This is a genomic window from Curtobacterium sp. MCBD17_030, from assembly GCF_003224255.1.
Taxonomy (GTDB): Bacteria; Actinomycetota; Actinomycetes; order Actinomycetales; family Microbacteriaceae; genus Curtobacterium.
On record NZ_QKLI01000014.1, the window covers coordinates 57992 to 81334 of the forward strand.

Below are 23343 nucleotides of genomic sequence, written 5' to 3' on the forward strand. Positions count from 1 at the left end.
GGCGGACGACGCCGACGACTTGGAGTGTTTCGTCGTGCGTCGTCCCGCACGCGCGGGATTCGGAACGGATCCGGGCGCGGTGCCAGGATGGACGCCGCCCACCCGGCACCCCCGAACAAGGAGACCCGTCGTCATGAGACGTCCGAAGCGCCTGACCATCACCGCGGCTGTCGCCGCCGCAGCGGCCCTGGTCCTCACGGGCTGCTCGGGCGGCGACGCCTCCGACGACGCGAGCGGCGGGACGGACAAGGGCGGCACGCTCAACATCCTCACGTCCCAGACCGCGTTCCACCTCGACCCCGCGACGAGCCAGAGCCTCGGCATCACCTCGATGGGCCTCGTCGCCCGTCGCCTCACCACGTGGGACGTCGAGCCGGGCAAGACCGCGAAGGTCGTCCCGGACCTCGCCACGAACACCGGCGTCGCGAGCGACGGCGGCAAGACCTGGACGTACACGCTGAAGGACGGCGTCGAGTTCCAGGACGGCACGCCGATCACGACGAAGGACATCAAGTGGGGGATCGAGCGCTCGTTCGCGCCGACCCTGTCCGGTGGCCTCAGCTACCACAAGTCCCTCCTGGTGGGCGGCAGTGACTACCGGGGGCCGTTCGAGGGCAAGAGCCTCGACAGCATCGAGACCCCGAACGACAAGACCATCGTCTTCAAGCTCAACGACGCGTACGGCGACTGGCCGTGGCTCGCGTCGATGCCGGCGTTCACCCCGGTCCCCGAGGGCGAGGGCACCGACACCGGTGCGTACGACCTCAAGCCGGTCGCGTCCGGCCCGTACCAGGTGCAGTCGAACCAGCAGGGCTCGCAGGTCACCCTGGTCCGCAACGAGGCCTGGTCCGCGAAGACCGACGAGGTCCGCACCGCCGGCCCCTCGAAGATCGTCTTCAAGGAGAGCCAGGACCCGTCCACGGTCACGCAGACGCTGATCGCCGACAACGGTGACGCGAAGAGCTCCTTCGGTGCGATCTACCTCGGTGCCGCCGAGCTCAACCAGGTCCGCAGCAACCCGTCCGCGCAGGACCGCCTCGCCACGTCGAAAGCCGGGCCGATCAGCTACATGGCGATCAACACGCAGCGCGGCGAACTCAAGGACCTCAAGGTCCGTCAGGCCCTGCAGTACGCGGTCGACCGGAAGTCGTTCCGGATCGCCGCGGGCGGTGCCCTCGCCGGCACCTACGCCTCGACGCTGATCACGCCGGGCATCGCCGGACGTCAGGACTACGACCTCTACAAGACGAGCGCCACGGGTGACGTCGACAAGGCGAAGTCCCTGCTCGAACAGGCCGGTGTCTCGGACCTCAAGCTGACGCTCGTCACGCAGAACGACCCGACGTTCCTCGCCCAGGCACAGGCCCTGCAGGCCGGACTCAAGCGCGCCGGCATCACGGTCACGCTGAAGCCGCTCGACTACGACTCGTTCACGCAGGCCACCACGAACGGCACCGACTTCGACCTGTCGCTGTCGAGCTGGCAGCCCGACTTCCCGAGCGCGAACGCCAACCTGCAGCCGCTCTACGACTCGTCGCAGATCGGTGGCGGTGGCTACAACGTCTCGAAGTACAGCAACCCGGAGGCCGACGCGCTCATCGCGAAGGCCAGCGCCACGGTCGACCAGGACGACGCGCAGAAGACCTGGGCGAAGGCGGACAAGACGATCATGGCCGACGCCCCGGTCGTGCCACTGATGTACGCCAAGCAGTCGTTCCTGGCCGGCTCGGACGTCCAGAACTTCCAGATCGCCGACTTCCCGGCGTACCCGAACTACCTCAAGGTCTCGCTCAAGCGGTGACCGGTCCCATCCTGGAAGTCCGTGGGCTCCGCGTCGCGTTCGGCGACGCGGAGCCCGTCGTCCGTGACGTCTCCTTCGACCTGACGCCCGGACGGGTGCTCGCGCTCGTCGGGGAGTCCGGCTCCGGCAAGTCCGTGGGTGCCATGAGCGTGCTCGGACTCCTGCCACCGCAGGCGCGCGTCGAGGGCAGCGCCCGGTTCCGCGGCGAGGAGCTCGTCGGTGCACCCGTCGAGGAACTCCGCCAGGTCCGCGGTGCCGGCATCGGCGTGGTGTTCCAGGAACCGATGAACTCGTTCACCCCGGTGCTGTCGATCGGGACCCAGATCGCCGAAGCGGTGCGGGCGCACCCGACGTCCCTCGACCGCGCAGGGGTGTCTGCGAGGGTGGACGAGCTCCTCCGGTCCGCCGGCCTCGACGACCCGGCGCGGATCCGGAAGGCCTTCCCGCACGAGTTGTCCGGCGGGCAGCTGCAGCGCGCGATGATCGCGATGGCACTGGCCGGTGACCCGGTCGCGCTCATCGCGGATGAGCCGACCACAGCGCTCGACGTCACCGTGCAGGCGGGGATCCTCGACCTGCTCCGGACCCTCTGCCGTGACCGCGGGCTCGCGGTGCTGCTCATCACGCACGACATGGGTGTGGTGGCGGACGTCGCCGACGAGGTGCTCGTGATGCGCCGTGGCGACCCCGTCGAGCACGGCCCGGTCGTCGAGCTGTTCGCGCACCCGCAGGCCGAGTACACGCGTGCGCTCCTCGCCGCCGTGCCCGCCCTGGGCCCCCTCGTGCCGGTCCCGCCGCGCCGCGGAGCTCGCGGAGCGGCGGGGCGGCCGAGCTCGCGGGGAGAGGCGCGTCCCACCTCCGCCACGGACGGCACCTCGGCCGAGACTCGCTCTGGCGGACACGACGCGGCCCCGGGGAGCCACGATCTGTCCGCGGACGCGAGACTCGGCGCGGTGCCGATCGAGGACGCGGGGCGCGCCTCCCGGCCGGTGGTCACGCGCCTGCGCGACGTCGGCGTGCGGTACTCGCGCCGCGGCGAGCCCACCGTCTCGGGCATCGACCTGGAGCTGCACGCCGGCGAGACCCTCGGGCTCGTGGGGGAGTCAGGCTCCGGCAAGACCACGATCGGTCGTGCCCTGGCCGGCCTCGTCCCGGTGGTCCAGGGGACGGTGGACGTCGACGGGCAGGACCTCCGCACCGCCCGCGGCCGTCGTCTCCGCGAGATCCGGAAGCGCGTCGGCATCGTGTTCCAGGACCCGGCCTCGTCGCTGAACCCCCGGCAGAGCATCGGATGGAGCATCGCCGAGCCGCTCCTGGTGCACGAGCCGAGCGCCGACCGACCGGCACGCGTCCGGGAACTGCTCCAGGCCGTGCAGCTCGACCCGTCGTGGGCCGAGCGGTTCCCGCACCAGCTCTCCGGCGGGCAGCGACAGCGCGTCGCCGTGGCACGGGCCCTGGCGCTCCGGCCGGCCCTGCTCATCGCTGACGAACCGACCTCGGCGCTCGACGTGACCGTGCAGGCAGCGGTGCTCGACCTGCTCCGGGACCTGCAGGACGAGTTCGGGTTCGGGTGCCTGCTGGTCAGCCACGACCTGGCCGTCGTCCGACAGCTCGCCGACCGTGTGGCCGTGCTGCACCACGGGCGGATCGTCGAACACGGTACGACCCAGGCCGTCCTCGACGACCCGCAGGAGGACTACACCCGCATGCTGCTCGCCGCCGCACCCGTCGCCGACCCCGCCCGGCAGGCGGAACGCCGCCGCGCCTGGCGCGGATGGGAAGGGGTGGTCGCATGACCGCGAACGTCGTCGACCGTCCGGTCCGTCTGGCTCCGGGCTCCGGCACCGGCTTCCGTGCCCTCGTCGGCCGCATCCGTCGTGACCGGTGGGCCGTGGTCTCCGCGGTCGTCATCGCCGTCTTCGTCGTGGTCGCCCTCGCCGCGCCGCTCATCGCCCGGATCAGTGGGCAGGACCCGTACGGCTACCACGTCGACGCCCTCAACGACTTCGGCGCACCCCGCGGTCCCCTCGGTGGGATGAGTGCGCAGCACTGGTTCGGCGTCGAACCGCTGACCGGTCGGGACCTCTTCGCGATCGTCACCTACGGCGCGCGGACGTCGCTCGGCATCGGGCTCGCCGCGACCGTGGTGTCGCTCGTCATCGGCGTGCTCGTCGGCGTCACCACCGGCTTCTTCGGCGGTTGGTACGACCGGGTGCTCAGCCGGGTCGTCGACGTGATGTTCGGCTTCCCGTCGCTGGTGTTCATGATCGCCCTGACCGCGATCGTGCCGACCTCGTTCCCGAAGCCCGTGCTGGTCGTGCTCGTCATCGGGTTCTTCGGCTGGCCGGCGGTCGCTCGCGTGATCCGCGGGCAGACCCTGTCCCTCCGCGAGCGGAACTACGTCGTCGCCTCAACGGCGATGGGGGCAGGCCGCTGGCACGTCATCCGGACCCAGCTCCTGCCGAACCTGGCCGCGACGATCACCGTCTACGCCACCATCTCGATCCCGTCGATGATCGGTGCCGAGGCGGCGCTGTCGTTCCTGGCCGTCGGCGTCACCCCGCCGACGCCGTCCTGGGGGCGGAGCATCGGCGACGCCGTCGGATGGGTGCAGACCGACCCGATGTACCTCGTCTTCCCCGGAGCCGCCCTGTTCCTCGTCACCCTGGCATTCAACGTGCTCGGCGACGCCCTCCGCGACGCACTGGACCCGAGAGGAGGCACCCGATGACCGCGTTGCGCTTCGTGTTGTTCCGCGTGCTCGGCGCCGTCGTCGTGCTGCTCGTCGTCGCTGCGATCACCTACGCCCTGTTCATGCTCCTGCCGACGAACCCGGCGCGGGCGATCTGCGACAAGCCCTGCACCCCCGACCGGCTGGCGCAGGTGCAGGCGTTCCTCGGCACCGACAAGCCGTGGATCCTGCAGTTCACGGCCTACCTCGGCGGGATCTTCACCGGTCGGTCGTTCGGCAGCGGCGTCTCGGCCGTGCAGTGCGCCGCGCCCTGCTTCGGGTACTCGTTCCAGCTGCACGAGAGCGTCACCACGCTCATCGTCGACCGGCTGCCGGTGACGGCGTCGATCGCGATCGGTGCCGCGCTCCTCTGGCTCGTCGCCGGTGTGCTCGGTGGGACCGCCTCGGCGCTCCGACCCGGCTCGGCCCTCGACCGCACCGTGATGACGGTCGCGGTGGCCGGAGTGTCCTCGCCGGCGTACCTGATCGGGCTGCTGTCGATCCTGCTGTTCGGGTTCGTGCTCGGGATCCTGCCGACGAGCGGGTACGTACCGCTGACGGAGGACCCGGTCGGCTGGCTGACGCACCTGGTGCTGCCGTGGTGTGTGCTCGCGTTCATCAGTGCCGCGATCTACGCCCGGCTCACCCGCGGCGAGATGCTCGAGGCGATGGGGCAGGACTTCGTCCGGACCGCCCGTGCCAAGGGCCTGCGCGAGCGCCAGGTCGTCGTGCGGCACGGGCTGCGGACGGCGATCCTGCCCGTGGTGACGCTGTTCGGCCTGGACCTCGGGACCCTGCTCGGCGGCGCGGTCATCACCGAGAAGGTGTTCTCGATGCAGGGGCTCGGGGCGCTGCTCATCGACGCGGTGCACACCCTGGACCTGCAGGTCGTCGTCGGCTTCACGGTGTTCTCGGCGTTCCTGGTGGTCACCGCGAACGTCGTCGTCGACCTGGTCTACGCGGTCGTCGACCCGCGAGTGCGCCGCCGGACGTAGGGCGAGCCTCCCGTCCTGCCCTGCCCGCCCGTGGCGCAGGCCGGACCCGCACAACAGGAACCGGCCCGAACCACGAGATCCCGTGGTTCGGGCCGGATGCTGTTGTGCGACGCCACGCGACGCCACGCCACGCCACGCCGGTTGGCCGGCCGCGGCGGCCGCGTGGCCGCCGCCCGCGTCAGAAGTACGTGATGCCGTGCGGGGTCCGGGGCGGGGTGAGCATCGCGCGGAGGAGCACCGGCGCCGCCGGGTCTGCCGCACGCAGCAGCCCCGCCGCCGCGAGCGTCACCGGCGACACCGACCCGATCAGCAGCGCCCCGAGGTCGGCGACGTCGAGCGCGATGTCGGAGCCGGCCACGTCCGCGTCGGATGCCAGGCGCGTGACGGTGCCACGGGCCTCCCGGACGTCGAGCCGGTACGTGCCGGACGCGTGCCCGAGCGAGTCGGTGACCGCGATGGTGAGCGAGCCGTCGGCCGCGTACGGGCGGGACTGCAGCACCGCGGCGACGTCGAGGACGCGGAGCCAGACGTGGTCCTCCTCGTGGTCGACGTCGTAGGAGCGAGCGTCCGCCAGAGCGGCGACGATCGGGTCGTCCGAGCGGGACCGCTTGTAGACGACGACGTCGTTGAGGTCGATGGAGAGCAGGAACTCCCACAGCGACAGGTACGCGGCGTCGGTCGTGTACACCAGGTCGACGATCTCGACGCGGGTGTCCTCGCCGGTCTTGCCCTCGACGACCCGCCAGGTGACGTAGCCGTCGACCTCGTCGGAGTCGTCGGGGCGGTGCACGGCGGCCCGGACGTCCTTGGCCTTCTGACCGTCGGGACCGAGCTCCCCGAACACGATCGGCCAGGTGCCGGTGTTGCGCACCATCGAGCCCGGCGTGCGGGCATGGAAGCGGGCGAAGACTTCTTGGCCGACGCCGTCTGCCAACCACTGCGTGGTGACCATGACGACCGTGCCGGTGGTCGGGGCGAGGAACGGCAGCGCCCGGTCACGGCGGACGTGCACGGCGCGCTCACGGATGGCGCAGCCGAATCCGAAGCGGCGGTAGATGGTGCCCTCGGAGGCAGTGAGCGAGGCGACGGCGTAGCCCTCCTCGACCCCGCGCTCGAGCGCACGCGTCATCATCCGGCGGAGGATCCCGCGGCGACGTTCGGTCGGGCGGACCGTCACGGCGGACACGGCCTGGGTCCGGATCGCGGTCCCGTCGCCCCAGCTGAGGTCCTTCGGGAACCAGGTGAACGTGCCGGCGGGCCAGGTCTCGTCGACGGACCCGGCGACGGGCCGGTTGACGTACACGCCGAGGAACGTCTCCTGGTCGGCGACGAAGTGCGACACCATCCGGGCGGCGCCCTCGTCGGACTCCGGAGGCTCGTGGAAACCGACGCCCACGGCGTCCATCCAGGCGCGGGTGGTGGCGTCCGGCGCCCCCTGGTCGTCGGTCCGCGGGCGGAACTCGCGGAGGTCGTAGCGGTCGGTGGATTCGTCGTTGATCAGAGCCACGATCAGACCCTACCGGGGAGCCGGCCGGGGACAACGGGCATGCCGCATCCACACCCCGGGAGACCCGTGTGATGGCGGGAACGCTCCGGAGCGGTGCACCTCCGAGCCTCAGGCACCGGGGCGGAGCATCATGGGATCCGCGCGTCGAGCGACACGTGTCGGTCAACGGAGGCCACTCGCTCCCGCGGAGGAGGTCCCCACATGAAGGCACTGCGATACGTCGAGGTCGGCAAGCCGCCGGTGGTCGTCGACATCCCGATCCCCACCCCCGGCCCTGGCCAGGTGCTGCTCAAGGTCACTGCCGCGGGCGTCTGTCACTCAGACGACTACGTGATGAGCCTGCCCGAACAGGCCTACCGCGACCAGCACTACCCACTGCCGCTCACCCTCGGCCACGAGGGCGCCGGTGTCGTCCACGAGCTCGGCGAGGGCGTCGACACGGCCCTGCAGGTCGGCGACGCAGTCGCGGTCTACGGTCCGTGGGGATGCGGCTACTGCCACAACTGCTCGACGGGACGCGAGAACTACTGCACGAACGCAGACGCCCTCGGCATCCGTCCGCCCGGCCTCGGCAACCAGGGCTCGATGGCGGAGTACATGATCGTCGACGACCCGCGGCACCTCGTGCCGCTCGGCGACCTCGACCCCGTGCAGAACGTGTCGCTGACCGATGCGGGACTCACGCCGTACCACGCCATCAAGCGGTCCCTGCCGAAACTCGGTGCGGGCACGTACGCGGTCGTCATCGGCTCCGGCGGGCTCGGCCACGTCGGCATCCAGATCCTCAAGGCACTGTCCGGCGCGACCGTGATCGTGCTCGACGTCAACGAGGACAAGCTCGAGCTCGCGAAGCACGTCGGCGCCGACGTCACGCTGATCAGCGACGCGTCCGCGGCCGGAAGAATCCGTGAGATCACCGGCGGCCTCGGTGCGAACGCGGTGTTCGACTTCGTGGGCGCCGACCCGACGATCGCGACGGCCATCGCGGTCGCGGGACTCGACTCCGACGTCACGATCGTCGGGATCGGTGGCGGCACCGCCTCGTTCGGCTTCGGATCGATCGCCTACGACGCGGCTGTCCGCGTGCCGTACTGGGGATCGCGGAGCGAGCTCATCGAAGTGCTCGACCTCGCCCGTGCCGGCAAGGTCGACGTCGAGGTGCAGACGTACTCCCTCGACGACGGGCCCAAGGCGTACGAGGACCTCGCCGCCAGCACCATCCGCGGGCGCGCGGTGATCGTCCCGTAGCGAGCAAGCGAGCAAGCGAGCAAGCGAGCAAGCGACAGGACTGGAGGAACGGAGCGGCCCTGCACCGTCCCTCCAGTCCGCGCTGGAAGCGGCTGGCTCTGATGTCCAGGGCCGTGTGTCAGTGACCAGTCGTTGCGGGTGTGTCGCCCGGAAGCCACGCGCCGTGGCGGGCGCCGCTAGTCCGTCGCGCCGGGCGGCGGGTCCACGAGCAGGCCGACCCGGTCGGCGAGGTAGTCGGCCAGTGGCACGTCGGTGCCGGCGGTCGCGGACCACCGCACGCGGGGCTCGTCGTCACGCACGAACAGCGCCGTGTCCGCACCGACGAGCGTGGCGTCGAGCGGGATCGGCGTCACGCTGTGGTTCACGGTGTCCCCGGGCGCGAAGTGCCCCTTCGCCGCAGCCGCCCGGTACGCGCGACGGACCTCGGCGGAGACGGAGACGAACTGGGACCGCCCGGCCTCGGTCACCCGCGTGATCGATCCCGTCGCCCAGACCTGGCCGGCGGTCTCGGGTGAGGACCCGAGCAGCAGTGCACCGACCCGCCAGACCCGTCCGAGGGAGCGGATGGTGGGGTCCCGTCGGATGCCGAGCACCGGCTTCGGTTCGACGTACTCCCCGAGCGCTTCGTCCCGGGCACGCGCCGCCGCGAGTCGTGCCGTCGCGTCGTCGAGCAGGGAGCGTGCGCGCTGCACCCCGTCCACCCGACCGTCCGTCACCCGCCAGAGCCTAGACCGCGACCGGCCGGGGATCGACCCGCCACCACCCGCGCACCACCGGGGTACGGGTGCCTGTGGTGTCGCTCGGTGCACAGCGCGTTGACTGGCCCTCCGGGTCACGGCCGCGCTGCGACAGCCGACGTCGTCGCCCGGTGGATCGGCACCCTGACGATCCGCACCCGCGACGTCCGTCGGACCCGATGCTCGTCGACCCGACCACCGCCGTCCCGACGGCCGTGGAGCCCGACGAGGAGGACCCCGTGTCGCACGCCTTCGATCCCGTCCGCCCGCAGCCGATCCGACTCACCGATGTCGCTGCGGCGGCCGGAGCCCGTCCGCTGCCGTCGGTGCTCGCGGACGTGCACGTCACCGGGGCAGCCGTCGCCACCGAGGACCTCCGCCCCGGGTGGCTCTTCGTCGCGGTGCCCGGTCGGCACGGGCACGGGGTCCGTCATGTCAGTGCAGCCCGCGCGAGCGGTGCGGTCGCGGTGTTGACCGACCAGGCCGGGGCCCGGGAAGCGACCCGCTCGGGTCTGCCGACCGTGGTCGTCCGCGACCCACGAGCCGTCCTCGGAGCCGTCGCCCGGACGGTCTCCGTCACCGCGGACCTCGGTTTCCCGTTGCTCGGCGTCACCGGTACGAACGGCAAGACCTCCACCGTCTCCGTCCTCGACGCCATCATGCGGCGCCTCGGGTGGACGACGGCGATGACGTCCACGGCCGAGCGTCGGATCGCGGACGAGGTCGTTGCGAGCCGCCTGACCACCCCCGAGGCCACCGAGCTGCACGCCTTCCTCGCCCGGGCCCGGGAGCGTTCCGTCGACGGCGCCGCGATCGAGGTCAGCGCCCAGGGGCTCTCGCGGCACCGTGTCGACGGCGTGCACTTCGACGTCGCCGGGTTCACGAACCTCAGCCACGACCACCTCGACGACTACGCCGACATGGACGAGTACCTCCGCGCGAAGCTGCGGCTGTTCCGCCCGGACCGTGCCGCCCGCGGTGTCGTCTCGCTCGACTCCGCCGCCGGTCGCGCGGTCGTCGCCGAGGCCGGGATCCCGGTCGAGACGATCACCAGCGAACCCCGCACGGTCGCGGACTGGCACGTGACGGTCCTCGACCAGCACGCCGACGGCACACGGTTCCGGATCGACGGCCCGGACGTCAGCATGACGACCGTGGTCCCGTTGCTCGGCCGGCACATGGCGGCGAACGTCGGTCTCGCCGTCGCGATGCTCCGTGCCGCGGGCATCCCGGCCGCCGACCTCGTGGCGGCGGCCGGTGGCTCGCTCGACGTCGTCGTCCCAGGGCGGATGGCCGATGCGTCGAGCCCGACCGGACCGCGGGTCTTCGTCGACTTCGCCCACACCCCGGACGCCTTCGCGAAGAGCCTGGAGGCGATCCGTGCCTTCGCCACCGGGCCGGTCGGCATCGTCCTCGGCGCCGACGGCGACCGTGACCCGAGCAAACGGGAGGCCATGGGCACGGTGGCAGCGTCACTGGCGGACGTCGTCGTGGTCGCCGACCACCACCCGCGGTTCGAGGACCCGGACGGCATCCGTGCCGCGATCCTCCGCGGTGCGCGCGGTGTCCCGGGAACGGCACGGGTCGTGGAACTGCCGGACCCGGCGCAGGCGATCCGCCATGCCCTGGCCGCGGTCGGGGATGACGGCGTCGTCTACTGGGCGGGACCAGGACTGACCGACTACCGGGACGTCCGCGGCGTGCATGTGCCGTACTCGTCCTTCCGGGACGCGCAGGCGGCGCTCGCCGAGGCGGGTCATCCGGCGCGGGAGGCCGTCTCCGCCTGCTGATCGTGACGGCGGACGTGGTCCACCCCGCGCTCCCGACGGCGCGCCCGACGGCGTCGTCGGCGCGCCACCGACACCGTGCCGGTCGCGATCATGACGACGCCGTACGCCAGGAGCAGCCCGGCGACGGTCGGCAGGAGCCAGGTCCGCGAGCCGTTCACCACCTGGTTGACCGTCCCGAGCCACGGCACGCTGTACCAGACCTCGCCGCGGATCTGCGCCGGGATGACGGGGGCAGGGTCCACGGCGTCGTTCGCGTCGCCGCGGAGCACGAACCGTCGGGTGCCGTCGGACGAGGAGCCGATCGCGACGACCCGGTGCGTCACGACCTCGGGCCGACCGGACTCGATCTGGTAAGTGACGACGTCGCCGATCCGCACGTCCGCGGCGGCGACCGGTCGGACGACGACGAGGGTGCCGTGCGGCAGGGTCGGTTCCATCGACCGGGTGAGCACGGACAGCGGCACCGAACCGGTTGCCTTCGGCAGCACCACGAGCACGACGGCGAGCGCGGCGACCAGCAGCACCAGGCCCGTGGTGACTCCGATCCCGAGCGCGCGGAGGGCCGCGAGCAGGCCGCTCCGGGCGGGTGGCGCGACCGGGCGGGCCGCGTGGCGGGAGTGGGACGTGCCTCCCGTCCGGCGGGGGGCGTCCGAGGTCAGCATGGTCATGCGCCGCACCGGATCTTCGGGCCGGTGTCCAGCGTGAACAGGGTCACCTGACCGCTGCCGACGACGTCCGCGGTCGGTTGCCCGGCTGCGTCGAGCGCGCGGACGACGACGGTGACGGTGGCAGCGCCCCGAGCGCTCGGGGTGACCTGCTCCGGAGCCAGGGTGATGTGCGGGTAGTCCCCGGTCTGCCGGTCACCCACCTGCTCGTCGCCGACGAAGGCGGCGTAGACCGTGCCCACCGCGCGGTCACCCTGGTCCCACGTGAGTTCGACGTAGTTGGAGCCCTGCGTCGGGTCGGTGCACGTCAGGGACGGCAGGTCCTGGCCGGAGTTGAGGTAGAACCCGCCCCAGACCGTCGACGACACCCAGCTGGCGTTCGTCGTGGTGAGGGCGAGGTGCATGTTCGTGGTGGCCGAGGTCGGGGCGCCGGCGACGAGGGTCGACCGGATGCACCAGACGGCGGCCGTCCGAGGCGCGAGCGCCGACGTCAGGCTCGGCAGTGCGGCCCAGGTGCCGCTGACGCCCCCGGGGCCGACGGCGGCCGAGTCCGTGCAGTCGGCGGTCGTCGGGACGGGCCAGGCCGCGACGTCGACGGCCCGGGCGAGCGCCGTCGACCCGTCGGCGACGACGGCGGTCGTCGCGGTGGTGCCGGGGATGTTGCCCGCGTTGGTGAGGGTCACCGGCCGGGTGACCGTCGGGGCCCCGGCGGTGAACGTCGTCGTGATCGCCGTGGTGCCCGAGATCGCCGCCGCGAGTTTCCCGTTGGTGGCGCTCGACGCGGCGGTCCCGGTCGTGGTCCACAGTGCCCAGGCGACCGAGGACCCTCCGCCGACGAACACGGCGACGAGCAGCACGGCCAGCAGGGACCGGACGCGCGCGTTCACGGTGCCACCTGCGTCCCGGTGATCGTGACGGTGAAGTCGGTCACCGCGCCGGACACGGTCTGGGGTGCGTCGGCGTCGAGCACCATCTCGAGGCAACCGGTCGCCGAGGCACCGATGGGGAGCGTGAAGTGCCCGCTGCCGGTGTCGAACGCGGCCGGGCGGGCGGCGTAGCCGCCGAGGCCTGGCCGACAGTCCGCCGCGCGTGCCACCGGGGCCAGACGGAGCGTCAGCTCGTCGAGGACCGCGCTGTCCGGGACCGAGCCGTAGGCGACGTGCAGCGTCGTCACCTGCATCCGGATGGCGAGCGGCACCGACCCGCTGTTCCGGACCGAGAAGGTGCCGGTCGTGCTCCGTCCCGGGGCCAGGGGAGTCCTGTACATCGCGGTCAGGGGAGCCACGGCGAGTGCGGCCGTGCCGGAGCGGACCGTCGATGCCGGCGTCTCGGAGGTGCTGTTCCAGAGCGCGTAGGTGCCGCCGCTCCCGACGACCGCGGCCGCGACGGCGAGCACCAGTCCGAGACCGAGTGGCCAGGCCCAGCGCCGTCGACGGGGCGCGCGGTGGCGTCCCGTCGTCGGCGTGGTCCTCGTCATGCGCGTCCCCCTGGACGTCGTGGTCCTCGTTCGGTGCCCCGGTGCCGGGCGCGTGGTGACGGACGACGAGCGGATCAGGGGCCCGCCGTCCGTCGGTCGGAGCCGGGTCAGGAACCCGTCGAGCCGATGGCCGTCTGCGTCAGGGTGAACGCGAGGGCGCCCACGTCGACGGTGCCGTCCTGGCCGGTGGTGGCGGACTCGGGCAGGGTGATCGTGAAGGTCACACGGACCGTCGAGGTGCTCGCCGACGGCGTCACGGTGAAGACGGTCGGGTCCGCGGTCTCGGCGACCGACGCGGTCGACGACGTGACGTCGAGGGTCTTCTCGGTCGCGGCGACCAGATCGGCGTCCCCGGTGATGCTCTGCTTCGCGTAGGTGAGCTCCGCGCGGAGGTCCTTGCCGGTCGCCTCGATCACGAGCGTCTGCGTGAACCGGTAGGTGTTGCCCGGGACCATGAGGACCGAGGCGGGGTCGATGGCGTCCGAGCGGCCGTTGGTGACGTCCGTCCACGCACCGTCGTCGTTCGCCGTCAGGGTCAGGGTGCCGGAGGACACGGCCGTGGCGGCACTGCTGGCGCTCGCGTTCCACAGGGCGAAGGAGCCCGCTCCGCCGAGCAGCAGTGCGACACCCGCGGCGCTCGCGATGGTGCCGGTCACGATCTTGTGCATTGTTCTGTCCGTTCCTGCGCTGGGCAGCGCTGCAGTCGTCTCGGGCGTTCGGGAGAGCCCGACGGGACGGTTGTCACCGACCTCCCGTGCTGGCGGGAGGACGCGGCTGACCGGTGCCGGAGGACGACCCGTGTGCCCAGGAGTGAGGGATGCTCGGGCTGGGTTGTCCTGTGGACGAACGTACCGGGTCCCCCAAACTGCGGACAGGAGAATGTACGAAAGCATCCACCCCAGAACGAGGGGGTTCTCGGTCCTCCGCGCGGCGGACACTCCTGTACCCCGCTTCCGAAGAGGTCTGTGCCGGAATGCCGCCGAGGTCTGTGCCGGAATGCCGACGAGGCCGGAATGCCGACGAGGTCTGTGCAGTTGCATCGAGTCGGATCGAGGAGGTCACATGGGCATCGTGCGGTGGTTGTTCGACGCGCAGCTCGTCATCGGCGACCAGACGGTGCTCTGGCGCGAGGTGATCGGCAACGTCTTCGGGCTGCTCAGCGCCCTGGGCGGGATGCGCCGCAAGGTGTGGGCCTGGCCGGTCGGCATCGCGGGCAACGCGCTCCTCTTCACCGTCTTCATGGGCGCGCTCTTCGACACCCCGAACCCCGTCAACCTGCTCGGTCAGGCCGGGCGCCAGGTCATGTTCATCCTGGTCAGTGTCTACGGCTGGTACCGCTGGACGCACCGCGCGGACGAGGCGACGACCGTGCTCGAGCCGAAGTGGGCCTCCTGGCGGTCCCGCGCACTGCTCGTCGTCGCGCTGGTCGGCGGCACCGCGGTCCTGACGCCGGTGTTCCGCGCCCTCGGCTCGTACGAGCCCGTGTGGAGCGACGCGTGGATCTTCGTCGGATCACTCCTGGCCACCTACGGCATGGCGAAGGGCTGGGTCGAGTTCTGGCTCATCTGGGTCGCGGTCGACCTGGTCGGCGTACCGCTGCTGTTCTCCGCCGGCTACTACGCCTCGGGCCTGATGTACGTGGTCTACGGTGCCTTCACCCTGGCCGGGTTCTTCGTCTGGATGGCACAGGGCCGGAAGCCCTCCGCCGCTCCCGTCACCGTCGGCTGACGGGAGGCCCGGGGGCGCCTCACGGAGACGGGCGTCAGCGTGCTCGGGTCCGCCGCCAGCCCGCGATCTGCTTCAGGCTGACCTTCGACCCGTACTGGGCGACCGAGTGCCGGAACAGGTACTCCGCGAACCAGAGCAGCACGCCCGCGACCACGAACACCTCGACGATGCACGCGATCGTCTCGACGACCGACAGGGAACCCACGGCGTTCCGCACCATGGCCGTCACTGGCGTGAACGTCGGGAAGTACGTGAAGAACGCGGCGACGGGCGACGAGGGCGTCGTCATCACGAAGAACGCCGCGTAGAGCGGGATGATCACCGCGAACAGCGCCGCCGACTGCAGCGTCGACGCGTCCTTGATCGTCGGCACCGACGCGCCGACCGCCACGAACAGCGCCGACGCCAGCAGCACCCCGCCGACGAGCAGCAGCGCCCCCGCGACCATCCGCCAGGGGTCCAGCGCGACGGTGCCGACCCGACCGGCGACCAACGGCAGCACGACGGCCAGCGACAGCAGCCCGGGCACCAGGAACACGCCGACCTGCACGAGGCCCACGAGCAGCATCGCGATGACCTTGCCGCGGATCAGCGTGCCGGCCGTGACGGTGGTCAGGATCATCTCGGAGATCCGGTTCTCCTTCTCCTCGACCACGACGGTGACCATGCGGGCGGCGAGCAGGATCACCAGCCCGAAGAACGCCGCCACGTAGAGCAGCGGCGGCACGATCGACAGCCAGCCCGGCGCGACCCGCCCGTCGGCGTAGGTGGTGACCGTCGCGTCCGGTGGCGACCGGAGGATGTGCACGGCCTCGGCGTCGTCGACCTGCGCGGCGACGCTCTGCTCGAGCACCCGCTCCGCCAGAGCCGCGTACCCGGTGTTGGCGAACAGCCCACGGTCTGCTCCGAGCACGGTGACGGGGGTGGTGGACGGCCGGGTCGGGAACTCGATGAACGCGTCGAGGTGTCCGGCGCGGACGGCTGCCCGGTCCGCAGCGGGATCGGTGGACGGGGTTCCGCCCCACTTCGCCGCGACCGTCTCGGACACCAGCCCGGACCGGTCGACGTAGTGGAACGGTGTACGGGCGGCGGAGCCGCTGGAGATCGCGGAGTCCGTGCCGGCGGCCTGCCCGACGCCGACGAGCAGCGACACGACGATGACGACGAGCGGCAGGGCGAGGGTGCCGATCCAGAACGCCGGCTTCTTCACCGCGCGGACGAACTCGAACCGGACGACCGTGCCCAGGCGGTTCAACGCGCTGCTCCGACCGGGACGGCTCCGGCGGCCCCGCCGGTCCGGCCGTCGGCGCGGGCAGCGTCCGCGTCGGCGTCGTGCCCGTACAGCTGCACGAAGATCTCGTCGAGCGGGATCCGGCGCATCTCGAAGCCGGTCACGTGGACGTCGGCGGCCACGAGTTCGGCGAGGATGTCCGACCCGTCGGCCGCCGCCGCCGCGGTGGGCACCAGATACGCGACGTGGCCCTCGTGGCGGGCGAGCCGGTAGCGGTCGGACCGCGGGACCGGCCCGCTGAGGGCGACCTTCGCGACGGCGCCGCCGAAGGCGTCCTGTACCTCGGGGATCGTGCCGTACGCGGCGGCGACCCCGTCCTTGAGGAGCAGGATCCGGTCGCAGAGCCGCTCGACCTCGTCCATGTGGTGGGTGACGAGGACGACCGTCGCGCCGTCGGCCTTCCGCTCGTCGACCAGGTCCAGGAGCAGCCGGCGGTTCACCGGGTCCAGGCCCTTCGTCGGCTCATCGAGGATCAGCAGCCGCGGCCGGTCCATGATCGTGATGCCGAGCTGCACCTTCTGCTGCTGCCCGCCGGAGAGCTTGTCGATGCGGACCTTCGCCTTGTCCGCCAGGCCCACACGCTCGAGGTAGTCCGTCGCCCACCGGGTCGCCGGGCCGCGGGGCATGCCGCGGAGGGCCGCGAAGTACGTCATGACGTCGATGACCTTCTCCTTCCGGTAGAGCCCGCGCTCCTCCGGCAGGTACCCGATGCCGCCCGTCGCAGGCCGGTAGGGTTCGCCGTCGATCGTCAGGGTGCCGGTGGTCGGGGCGGTGATGCCGAGGAGCGCGCGGATCGTCGTGGTCTTGCCGGAGCCGTTGCTGCCGAGCAGGCCGAACGTCTCGCCGGGGGCGATGTCGAACGTCAGCCCGTCGACGACGTTGCGGTCACCGAAGCGCATGACGAAGTCGCGGACGCTGATGCCTGCTCCGGCCACGGTGGACCCCTTCCGACGTGCCGACCCTACCGAGGCCGTCTGACGGACCGGCCGCCGGCGTCGCTGACCGCGAGCGGTACGCGGTCGCGCCTCAGCGGGGGAGTGCGGCCAGCACCCGGGCCGCCTGCTCGGCGTCCTCGGCCGAGACGTCGAGGTGTGTCACGATCCGCACCGTCGTCCGCCCGAGCTGCATCACCCGGACACCGGCCGCCGCTGCAGCCGTGACGAAGGCCGCCGGGTCGGACACCTCGGCGAAGACGATGTTCGTGTCCACCGTGGCCGGGTCGACGTCGAGCGCTGCCGCGATCGTCCGGGCGTTCGCGTGGTCCTCGGCCAGGCGGTCGACGTGCTCGTGCAGGGCGTACCGGGCACCGGCGGCCAGGATGCCGGTCTGCCGCATGCCCCCGCCGTAGCGCTTCCGCCAGATGCGGGCGGCCGCGATCCGTTCGGCCGTGCTGACGAGCACCGACCCGACCGGCGCGCCGAGACCCTTCGACATGCAGACCGACACGGTGTCGAAGCCGCTGGCGAGCTCCCGGAACGAGGTGCCCGACGCGACGTGGGCGTTCCACAGCCGGGCGCCGTCCAGGTGCAGCCCGATGCCGTGCGCGCGACCGAAGTCCTGCACCGCACGCACCTCGAGCTGCGGCTGGACGGTGCCGCCGCCGAAGTTGTGGGTGTTCTCGACCGCGATCGCCGTGGTCGACACCGAGTAGGCGCCCGCGTTCGGTTCGGCGATCTCCTGCACGGACTCGGCGACCAGCCGGCCCCGCTCCGACGCCCAGGTCCGGGTCGTGATGCCGGAGAACACCGCCGCCGCCCCGAGTTCGGCGCGGACGACGTGGGCCTGGACGTCGGCGAGCAGTTCCTCACCCGGACCGACGAGCAGCCGCAGACCGAGCTGGTTCGCCATCGAGCCGGACGGGGTGAACAGGCCGGCCTCGTGCCCGAGGAGCTCCGCGACCTCCTGCTCGAGCAGGGTGGTCTCGGGGTCCTCGCCGAACACGTCGTCGCCGACCTCGGCCTCCGCCATCGCGCGGCGCATCGCCGGGGTCGGACGGGTGACGGTGTCGGAGCGCAGGTCGATCACCGGACAACGGTACCCCTGCCGACGGTCCGCTGGTGCACGGCCCGGCTACGGTGTGCGACATGCAGCCTCCCGCACCCGGAACACTCCGCATCCTGCACCTGTCGGACACGCACCTGACGGGCGACGGCGCCCTGCACCAGGGCACGGTCGACACGACGGCGGCGCTCCGTGCGCTGCTCGAGCACCTGGACACCGTTCCGGGCGTCGGCCTGGTGGTGATCTCCGGCGACGTGTCCGAGGACGGCTCGCCCCGGTCCTACGAGACGGTCCGGCAGACGGTGGGCAGCTGGGCCGAACGGCACGGTGCCGCCTTCGTCACCGTGCCCGGCAACCACGACCAGCGCGCCGGCTTCCGGCAGGTCCTGGTGGACGGCCACGTCCTCGGCGAGGGCGGACAACCGCTCATGCACACCATGGAGCACCACGACCCCTCGGTGCCGGTGCGGGGTCAGTCGATCGTCGCCGGTCGGCGCGTCGTCACCGTCGACACCAGCGTGCCGGGGGCGGGGTACGGCGAACTCGACGAGTCGGTGCTCGAGCACCTGCGCACTGTGCTCGCCGAGCCGTCCGACCACGGTTCCGTCGTCGTCCTGCACCACCCACCACTGCCCGCGCCGACCGCGCTGCACGACGCCCTGAAGCTCCGGAACCCGCAGGACCTCGCCGACGTGTTGCGGGGGACCGACGTCCGCCTCGTGCTCGGCGGTCACTACCACCACCACTTCGCCGGGTCGATCGGCGGGGTGCCGGTGCTCGTGGCGCCGGGTGTCGCGAACGACAACGACGTCGCCGGACCGTACGAGCAGGAGACCGCGCTCATCGGCACCGGCGCGCTCGTGGTCGACCTGGCAGCCGACGGCTCGCTCTGGTCGACGCCCGTCCGCCTGCCCCGCGCCGACGCGGACCAGCAGGCCCTGCACCTCGACGCGGCCGCCGCGACCCGGATCGCGGAGGCGTTCGGCCCGTCGTGACCGGCAGGTCCGGACGCACCACCTGACGGCCGGGAGGCACGTGGCGGCCCCGCCCGGCGCCTCCCGCCCGGCGCCTCCCGGCCGTCCCGTCCGCCTCCCGGTCGTCCCGTCCGCCTTCCCGACGTCCCGCCGTCCACGGCCGGTCCCCGGATCCGGGCCGGTCCCCGGATCCGGGCCGGTCCCTGCGAGTACCCCACATCCGCGGACGGAGCCGTGGCTGAGGCGAGTAGGACGGAACGCACGACGTCCCGAGGAGGGTCTCATGCGAACCGGTAGCGCAGTGCAGTACCAGCGGTACGGCGACTTCGACGTGGTCGAGGTCGTGTCACAGGAACGGCCGGAGCCCGGACCCGGAGAGGTCGTCGTCGAGGTCATCGCCGCCGGCCTCAACCACATCGAGCGGTTCCTCCGCGAGGGCAGGTTGCAGGACCACGTCCAGGTCGACTTCCCCGCGCGACAGGGCGTCGACCTCGCCGGCATCGTCCGCGCCCGGGGCGACGGCGTGAAGGACCTGCGCGTCGGCGACGAGGTCATGGGCCACGCACCCGAGGGCGGCTCGCACGCGACATGGGTCGTGGTGCCTCGTGAAGCGGTCGTCATCAAGCCCACACACGTCGGGTGGGAGGTCGCCGGCGGCCTCTACCTGGCGGGCTGCACCGCCGTCGACGTGGTCCGGAAGCTCCGCCTGGGCCCGGACGACACCGTCGTCATCAGCGCCGCAGCCGGTGGTGTCGGTCACATCCAGTGCCAGCTCGCCCGCGACGCCGGCGCGACCGTGATCGGACTCGGCAGCCCGCGCAACCACGACTACCTCCGCCAGATCGGCATCCTGCCCGTCGCCTACGGGGACGGTGAGGAGGCCCGGATCGCCGAGATCGCGAACGGCCGGGCCGTCACCGCGTTCATCGACAACCACGGTGACGACGCCGCGCACGAACTGGCCCTCCGCCTGGGCGTGGACGAGAAGCGCTTCGTCTCGTCCGAGGCCCGGCGGGACGCCGAGCTGCGGTTCCTCCGCGCTCCCGCGTCCGACCCGGAGGCGAAGGAGCTCATCCTGTTCCTGGCGAAGGCCGTCGAGGACCGCCGCGTGCAGATCCTCATCTCGGGCTTCTACCCGTTCGAGTACATCGTGGACGCGTACGAGGACCTCGCCGAGATGCACTCCCGCGGCAAGGTCGTCGTCGGCATGCAGCCGGTCGAGACCGGAGCCCGTCAGGACTGGTACCGGTCCGAGAAGGCCCGCGATCTGCGCGACCGGTACGCCGAGGAGAAGGCCGACGGCACGCTCGAGAGCGGCTCGCCGGCGTCCCGCGGGGCCGAAGGCGCGGTCTCGACCAGCTGACGTGCCGATCGAGGACGCCCTCGCCGTGGAGCGGAGGGCGTCCTCGGGCGCCTCCGTACTCGGGCGCCTAGCTGAGGATGTCCTTGCTGGCGAAGCGGCCGTACGCCAGCGCGCCGAACACGACCAGGTAGCCGAGCTGCAGCAGTGCGTTGCTGCCGAACGAGTCGAACGAGATCGGGTCGCGGAGCAGGTCGCCGAACCCGAGCCACAGGTGCGAGAACAGGTACGGGTGCAGCCAGTCCAGCTGCGGCAGCTGGTCGAGCACCTGCGAGACGCCGGCCAACACCACGGTCGCCGCCATCGCCCCGACCGGCACGTTCGTCAGCGTCGAGGCGAACAGCCCGATCGCGACCAGTCCGAGCATCGACAGGGTGACGTAGAGCGCGAGGAGCAGGGCGCGTGCGGAGTACGACCAGCCGCCGACCTGCGTGCCGGACAGCAGCGTCACCGGACCGATCGGGAACAGCACCGCTCCGATCGCCGCACCGACGAGCACGACGAGCAGGGTCGCGGCGAGGCAGAACGCGATCGCGCCGGCGGTCTTCACCAGGATGAAACGCACCCGGCCGGTCGGCGCGACGAGCAGGTACCGCAGGGTGCCGTGGCTCGCCTCGCCCGCCACGGTGTCGCCCGCGACGACGCCGACGGTGAGCGGCAGGAACAGCGGGATCGACACGGTCAGGGCGGTGAAGGCGACGAACAGGCCGTTGTTCGTGATGTCGCCGAGGAACGCCGGGCCGCCGCTGTCCTCGCCGGTGGTCAGGCGGACGGCGACGGCGATCAGGATCGGCACGGCCGCCAGCGCACCGAGCATCGCCCAGGTACGGCGGCGTCGGAAGACGAGCGCGAGCTCGGAGCCGAGCAGGGCGAAGGCACGCGTCCGTCGCACGGGGGCGGGAGCGGAGACGCCGCCGGCCGTCGACGGTCGCTCGGCCGTGGTCGGGGTGGGGTCAGCCAGCGACATCGAATCCCTCTCCGGTGAGCGCGACGAACAGGTCCTCGAGCGTCCCGTCACCGACGGCGAGCCCCCGGACCCGGACGTCGGCGCGGACGAGTTCCGCGGTGATGGTCTCGGGTGCGACGTCGGCGACCAGGTCGGCGACGAGGACGTCCGACCCGCCGTCCCGTCGCGGTGCCAGACCGAGGCGCCCCAGGACGACCGCTGCCTGTCCGACGTCCGGGGTGCGGACCGTGACGGTGCGGGCACCGGCGGAGCGGAGGTCGTCGAGCGTGCCCTGCGCGACGAGCTGCCCGGTCCGCATCACGGCGGCGTGCGTGCAGACCTGCTCGATCTCCGCCAGCAGGTGGCTCGACACGAACACCGTGGTGCCGTCGTCGGCAAGGGAACGGATCAGGTTGCGGACCTCGCGCGTGCCCTGCGGGTCGAGCCCGTTCGTCGGCTCGTCGAGGACCAGGAGTTCGCGGGGGGTGAGCAGGGCGTTCGCCAGACCCAGGCGCTGCTTCATGCCGAGTGAGTACGCATGCGCCTTCTTGTCGGCGGCATGCGTCAGGCCGACGCGGTCCAGTGCGTGCGCGACCCGGTCCTTCCGGCTGCGCGGGTCCGAGGTCGGGTCGGCGGCGTCGAACCGGGACAGGTTCGCGCGGCCCGACAGGTAGGGGTAGAAGGCCGGACCCTCGACGAGCGCACCGACGCGGGGGAGCACCGAGCGGAGCGCCGCGGGCATCGACTCGCCGAGCACCTCGATCGTGCCTCCGGTCGCGCTGGAGAGCCCGAGGAGCATCCGGATCGTGGTGGTCTTGCCGGAGCCGTTCGGCCCGAGGAACCCGAAGACCGAACCGCGGGGGACGGCCAGGTCGATGCCGTCCACCGCCCGCTGCTTGTGGAACACCTTGCGGAGTCCGTCGGTGCGGATCGCGAGGTCGGTGACGGTCTCCGGTCCCGCCGCCGCTGCCGTGCCGGTCTGCGGCGCCGCGGCTGCGTCCGTACCCGTCGTCACTTCGCCGCGGCGACCAGGGCCGTGACCGGCACCGCGCCTGCCAGGACCCGGCCGTCGTCGGTCAGGTAGACCGACACGAGCGAGGTCTGGACAGCTCGACCGCCGGCCACCGCGGTCGTCAGCTGGTCGAGGAGGCCCGACGCGTCCGACCCGAGGCCGGCCTGGTCGGCGCTCCCCGCGGGCAGCGCCACGACGGTGTCCCAGCCGCTGCCGGAGACGGTCGGGCGATCGGCGCCGTCAGACCCGTGGTGGCGCGCACCAGAGCCCGGGCGGGCGTCGGACAAGTCCTTCGAGTGGACATCGGCACCGGTCGGCGGGGTGAAGTCGAACAGTCGCGCTGCCGGTGCACCGTACTCGAGACTGGTGAACCCGACCTGGAACGCCGGTTCGTCCGCGCCGGTGGCCGTGACGGCCGCGCGGAGCGGGAGCCCGGTCTGCTGGTCGACCGCGAGCTGGACCGAACCGACCAGGGTGTCCGCGGACTTCGGGGTGAGGGTGAGCAACCAGGCGTCGTGCCCCGCAACCGAGACCACGACGGGCTTCGAGACGGTCGTGGTCGGCGTGATCGCGTCGATGGCCTGCTCGGCGACGTCCGTCGGAGTGGCCGTGCCGCTGGCGGGGGACTCGGCCGACCGGCTGGGCAGCGTGGTCTTCGTCGCCGCGCGCTCCTTCGAGTCCCACGTCCACACGGTGCTGCCGTTGCGGATCAGGTCCTGCTCGGCGAGCTGCTCGGTGACCTGCACGCGCTGCTTGCTCGGTCCGTCGACGTAGACGCGGGCGGTGTGCGATGCCGTGAGCAGGCTGAGGGCGTCCGAGGCATCGCCCTCGAGCGAGGAGCCGCCGGCACCGGCGGGGAGTTCCGGCAGTCCCAGGTCGCTCGTCTGTGCGAGCTTGCCCGAGTACTGCGCGTCGGACGACTTCGCGATGCTGGCGATGACGGCCGCCGCGGTCGGGTCGTCGCCGGCGATCGGGGTGGACGCGGCCTGCGCGATGACGGGAGCGGCCACGGCACCGGCCACGACGACGGGTGCGATCAGGGCTGGCAGCCAGGCGGACTTCTTCATGGGTCGATCCCCT

The 23343-nt window shown here is 72.1% G+C and carries 21 protein-coding genes; 9 read left to right on the forward strand and 12 right to left on the reverse strand.

What is annotated here, in order from left to right; translation table 11 throughout:
• The first annotated feature begins 133 nt into the window (after positions 1 to 133).
• The 4 genes from DEI89_RS12365 to DEI89_RS12380 are packed head-to-tail and all read left to right on the forward strand — an operon-like array spanning position 134 to position 5527.
• The gene (locus tag DEI89_RS12365; RefSeq protein WP_110904360.1) at positions 134 to 1801 is read left to right on the forward strand and encodes an ABC transporter substrate-binding protein; all 1668 of its coding nucleotides are present in this window, start codon (positions 134 to 136) and stop codon (positions 1799 to 1801) included.
• Positions 1798 to 3597 carry an ABC transporter ATP-binding protein gene (locus DEI89_RS12370; protein WP_110904361.1) on the forward strand — a complete coding sequence of 600 codons (1800 nt, stop codon included), beginning with the start codon at positions 1798 to 1800 and terminating at the stop codon, positions 3595 to 3597. Before DEI89_RS12365 ends, DEI89_RS12370 begins: the two co-directional genes overlap by 4 nt.
• Positions 3594 to 4532: an ABC transporter permease gene (locus DEI89_RS12375; RefSeq protein ID WP_110904362.1), complete on the forward strand. Its 939-nt coding sequence runs from the start codon at positions 3594 to 3596 to the stop codon at positions 4530 to 4532. Before DEI89_RS12370 ends, DEI89_RS12375 begins: the two co-directional genes overlap by 4 nt.
• A complete protein-coding gene (locus DEI89_RS12380) occupies positions 4529 to 5527 on the forward strand; it encodes an ABC transporter permease (RefSeq protein ID WP_110904363.1) in 999 nt (332 codons plus the stop codon). Before DEI89_RS12375 ends, DEI89_RS12380 begins: the two co-directional genes overlap by 4 nt.
• A 178-nt stretch (positions 5528 to 5705) precedes the next feature.
• Here DEI89_RS12380 and DEI89_RS12385 read toward each other — a convergent pair whose 3' ends face one another.
• Positions 5706 to 7034 carry a GNAT family N-acetyltransferase gene (locus tag DEI89_RS12385; RefSeq protein ID WP_110904364.1) on the reverse strand — a complete coding sequence of 443 codons (1329 nt, stop codon included), beginning with the start codon at positions 7032 to 7034 and terminating at the stop codon, positions 5706 to 5708.
• Between the two features lie 201 nt (positions 7035 to 7235).
• Between DEI89_RS12385 and DEI89_RS12390 the strand changes: the two genes are divergently transcribed.
• Positions 7236 to 8282 (forward strand): NAD(P)-dependent alcohol dehydrogenase, encoded by a 1047-nt coding sequence (locus DEI89_RS12390; protein WP_110904365.1) that lies wholly within the window; start codon positions 7236 to 7238, stop codon positions 8280 to 8282.
• A 176-nt stretch (positions 8283 to 8458) separates the two neighbouring features.
• Here the strand turns inward: DEI89_RS12390 and DEI89_RS12395 are convergent, their stop codons facing one another.
• Positions 8459 to 8998, reverse strand: a complete 540-nt coding sequence (locus tag DEI89_RS12395) for a hypothetical protein (RefSeq protein WP_110904366.1) — start codon at positions 8996 to 8998, stop codon at positions 8459 to 8461.
• 200 nt (positions 8999 to 9198) lie between these two features.
• Between DEI89_RS12395 and DEI89_RS12400 the strand changes: the two genes are divergently transcribed.
• The gene (locus DEI89_RS12400; protein WP_110904367.1) at positions 9199 to 10809 is read left to right on the forward strand and encodes a Mur ligase family protein; all 1611 of its coding nucleotides are present in this window, start codon (positions 9199 to 9201) and stop codon (positions 10807 to 10809) included.
• Here the strand turns inward: DEI89_RS12400 and DEI89_RS12405 are convergent.
• From DEI89_RS12405 to DEI89_RS12420, 4 genes are all read right to left on the reverse strand, one after another.
• Positions 10776 to 11477 (reverse strand): signal peptidase I, encoded by a 702-nt coding sequence (locus DEI89_RS12405; protein ID WP_258368886.1) that lies wholly within the window; start codon positions 11475 to 11477, stop codon positions 10776 to 10778. The genes DEI89_RS12400 and DEI89_RS12405 overlap by 34 nt on opposite strands.
• Entirely contained in the window at positions 11474 to 12361 is an 888-nt protein-coding gene (locus DEI89_RS12410) for a hypothetical protein (RefSeq protein WP_110904368.1), read from the reverse strand. Before DEI89_RS12410 ends, DEI89_RS12405 begins: the two co-directional genes overlap by 4 nt.
• The gene (locus tag DEI89_RS12415) at positions 12358 to 12951 is read right to left on the reverse strand and encodes a TasA family protein (RefSeq protein WP_110904369.1); all 594 of its coding nucleotides are present in this window, start codon (positions 12949 to 12951) and stop codon (positions 12358 to 12360) included. The genes DEI89_RS12410 and DEI89_RS12415 overlap by 4 nt, the downstream gene beginning before the upstream one ends.
• A 107-nt stretch (positions 12952 to 13058) precedes the next feature.
• Positions 13059 to 13619, reverse strand: coding sequence for an alternate-type signal peptide domain-containing protein (locus DEI89_RS12420; RefSeq protein ID WP_110904370.1), 561 nt, complete (start codon positions 13617 to 13619; stop codon positions 13059 to 13061).
• Between the two features lie 394 nt (positions 13620 to 14013).
• Here DEI89_RS12420 and pnuC point away from each other — a divergent pair, with 394 nt between their 5' ends.
• Complete coding sequence (pnuC, locus tag DEI89_RS12425; RefSeq protein WP_110904371.1) at positions 14014 to 14679, forward strand: nicotinamide riboside transporter PnuC; 666 nt, start codon at positions 14014 to 14016, stop codon at positions 14677 to 14679.
• 34 nt (positions 14680 to 14713) lie between these two features.
• Here pnuC and DEI89_RS12430 read toward each other — a convergent pair whose 3' ends face one another.
• The 3 genes from DEI89_RS12430 to DEI89_RS12440 form a co-directional block, all read right to left on the reverse strand.
• Positions 14714 to 15934 (reverse strand): ABC transporter permease, encoded by a 1221-nt coding sequence (locus DEI89_RS12430; RefSeq protein ID WP_110904372.1) that lies wholly within the window; start codon positions 15932 to 15934, stop codon positions 14714 to 14716.
• Positions 15931 to 16905 carry an ABC transporter ATP-binding protein gene (locus DEI89_RS12435; RefSeq protein WP_258368888.1) on the reverse strand — a complete coding sequence of 325 codons (975 nt, stop codon included), beginning with the start codon at positions 16903 to 16905 and terminating at the stop codon, positions 15931 to 15933. The genes DEI89_RS12430 and DEI89_RS12435 overlap by 4 nt, the downstream gene beginning before the upstream one ends.
• Positions 16906 to 16996: 91 nt before the next feature.
• Complete coding sequence (locus tag DEI89_RS12440; protein WP_110904373.1) at positions 16997 to 17995, reverse strand: low specificity L-threonine aldolase; 999 nt, start codon at positions 17993 to 17995, stop codon at positions 16997 to 16999.
• Between the two features lie 59 nt (positions 17996 to 18054).
• Here DEI89_RS12440 and DEI89_RS12445 point away from each other — a divergent pair, with 59 nt between their 5' ends.
• On the forward strand, positions 18055 to 18966 hold the full coding sequence (locus DEI89_RS12445) for a metallophosphoesterase (protein ID WP_110904374.1): 912 nt from the start codon (positions 18055 to 18057) through the stop codon (positions 18964 to 18966).
• Between the two features lie 262 nt (positions 18967 to 19228).
• Entirely contained in the window at positions 19229 to 20308 is a 1080-nt protein-coding gene (locus DEI89_RS12450; RefSeq protein WP_110904375.1) for an NADP-dependent oxidoreductase, read from the forward strand.
• 67 nt (positions 20309 to 20375) lie between these two features.
• On the opposite strand, the gene DEI89_RS12455 is transcribed toward DEI89_RS12450, so the two are convergent.
• From DEI89_RS12455 to DEI89_RS12465, 3 genes are read right to left on the reverse strand one after another with little or no spacing between them, the layout of a single operon-like run.
• On the reverse strand, positions 20376 to 21272 hold the full coding sequence (locus tag DEI89_RS12455) for an ABC transporter permease (protein ID WP_258368889.1): 897 nt from the start codon (positions 21270 to 21272) through the stop codon (positions 20376 to 20378).
• Positions 21259 to 22266: an ABC transporter ATP-binding protein gene (locus tag DEI89_RS12460; protein ID WP_110904376.1), complete on the reverse strand. Its 1008-nt coding sequence runs from the start codon at positions 22264 to 22266 to the stop codon at positions 21259 to 21261. Before DEI89_RS12460 ends, DEI89_RS12455 begins: the two co-directional genes overlap by 14 nt.
• Complete coding sequence (locus tag DEI89_RS12465; protein ID WP_181421631.1) at positions 22263 to 23330, reverse strand: outer membrane lipoprotein carrier protein LolA; 1068 nt, start codon at positions 23328 to 23330, stop codon at positions 22263 to 22265. Before DEI89_RS12465 ends, DEI89_RS12460 begins: the two co-directional genes overlap by 4 nt.
• Positions 23331 to 23343: the final 13 nt, after the last annotated feature.

What these genes read in the sequence shown, in the direction of transcription:
- DEI89_RS12365 (WP_110904360.1), top strand. Translation starts at nt 134, where the DNA reads ATGAGACGTCCGAAGCGCCTGACCATCACCGCGGCTGTCGCCGCCGCA.
- DEI89_RS12375 (WP_110904362.1), top strand. Translation starts at nt 3,594, where the DNA reads ATGACCGCGAACGTCGTCGACCGTCCGGTCCGTCTGGCTCCGGGCTCC.
- DEI89_RS12380 (WP_110904363.1), top strand. Translation starts at nt 4,529, where the DNA reads ATGACCGCGTTGCGCTTCGTGTTGTTCCGCGTGCTCGGCGCCGTCGTC.
- DEI89_RS12390 (WP_110904365.1), top strand. Translation starts at nt 7,236, where the DNA reads ATGAAGGCACTGCGATACGTCGAGGTCGGCAAGCCGCCGGTGGTCGTC.
- DEI89_RS12400 (WP_110904367.1), top strand. Translation starts at nt 9,199, where the DNA reads ATGCTCGTCGACCCGACCACCGCCGTCCCGACGGCCGTGGAGCCCGAC.
- DEI89_RS12405 (WP_258368886.1), bottom strand. Translation starts at nt 11,477, where the DNA reads ATGACCATGCTGACCTCGGACGCCCCCCGCCGGACGGGAGGCACGTCC.
- DEI89_RS12415 (WP_110904369.1), bottom strand. Translation starts at nt 12,951, where the DNA reads ATGACGAGGACCACGCCGACGACGGGACGCCACCGCGCGCCCCGTCGA.
- DEI89_RS12420 (WP_110904370.1), bottom strand. Translation starts at nt 13,619, where the DNA reads ATGCACAAGATCGTGACCGGCACCATCGCGAGCGCCGCGGGTGTCGCA.
- pnuC (WP_110904371.1), top strand. Translation starts at nt 14,014, where the DNA reads ATGGGCATCGTGCGGTGGTTGTTCGACGCGCAGCTCGTCATCGGCGAC.
- DEI89_RS12445 (WP_110904374.1), top strand. Translation starts at nt 18,055, where the DNA reads ATGCAGCCTCCCGCACCCGGAACACTCCGCATCCTGCACCTGTCGGAC.
- DEI89_RS12450 (WP_110904375.1), top strand. Translation starts at nt 19,229, where the DNA reads ATGCGAACCGGTAGCGCAGTGCAGTACCAGCGGTACGGCGACTTCGAC.
- DEI89_RS12455 (WP_258368889.1), bottom strand. Translation starts at nt 21,272, where the DNA reads ATGTCGCTGGCTGACCCCACCCCGACCACGGCCGAGCGACCGTCGACG.
- DEI89_RS12465 (WP_181421631.1), bottom strand. Translation starts at nt 23,330, where the DNA reads ATGAAGAAGTCCGCCTGGCTGCCAGCCCTGATCGCACCCGTCGTCGTG.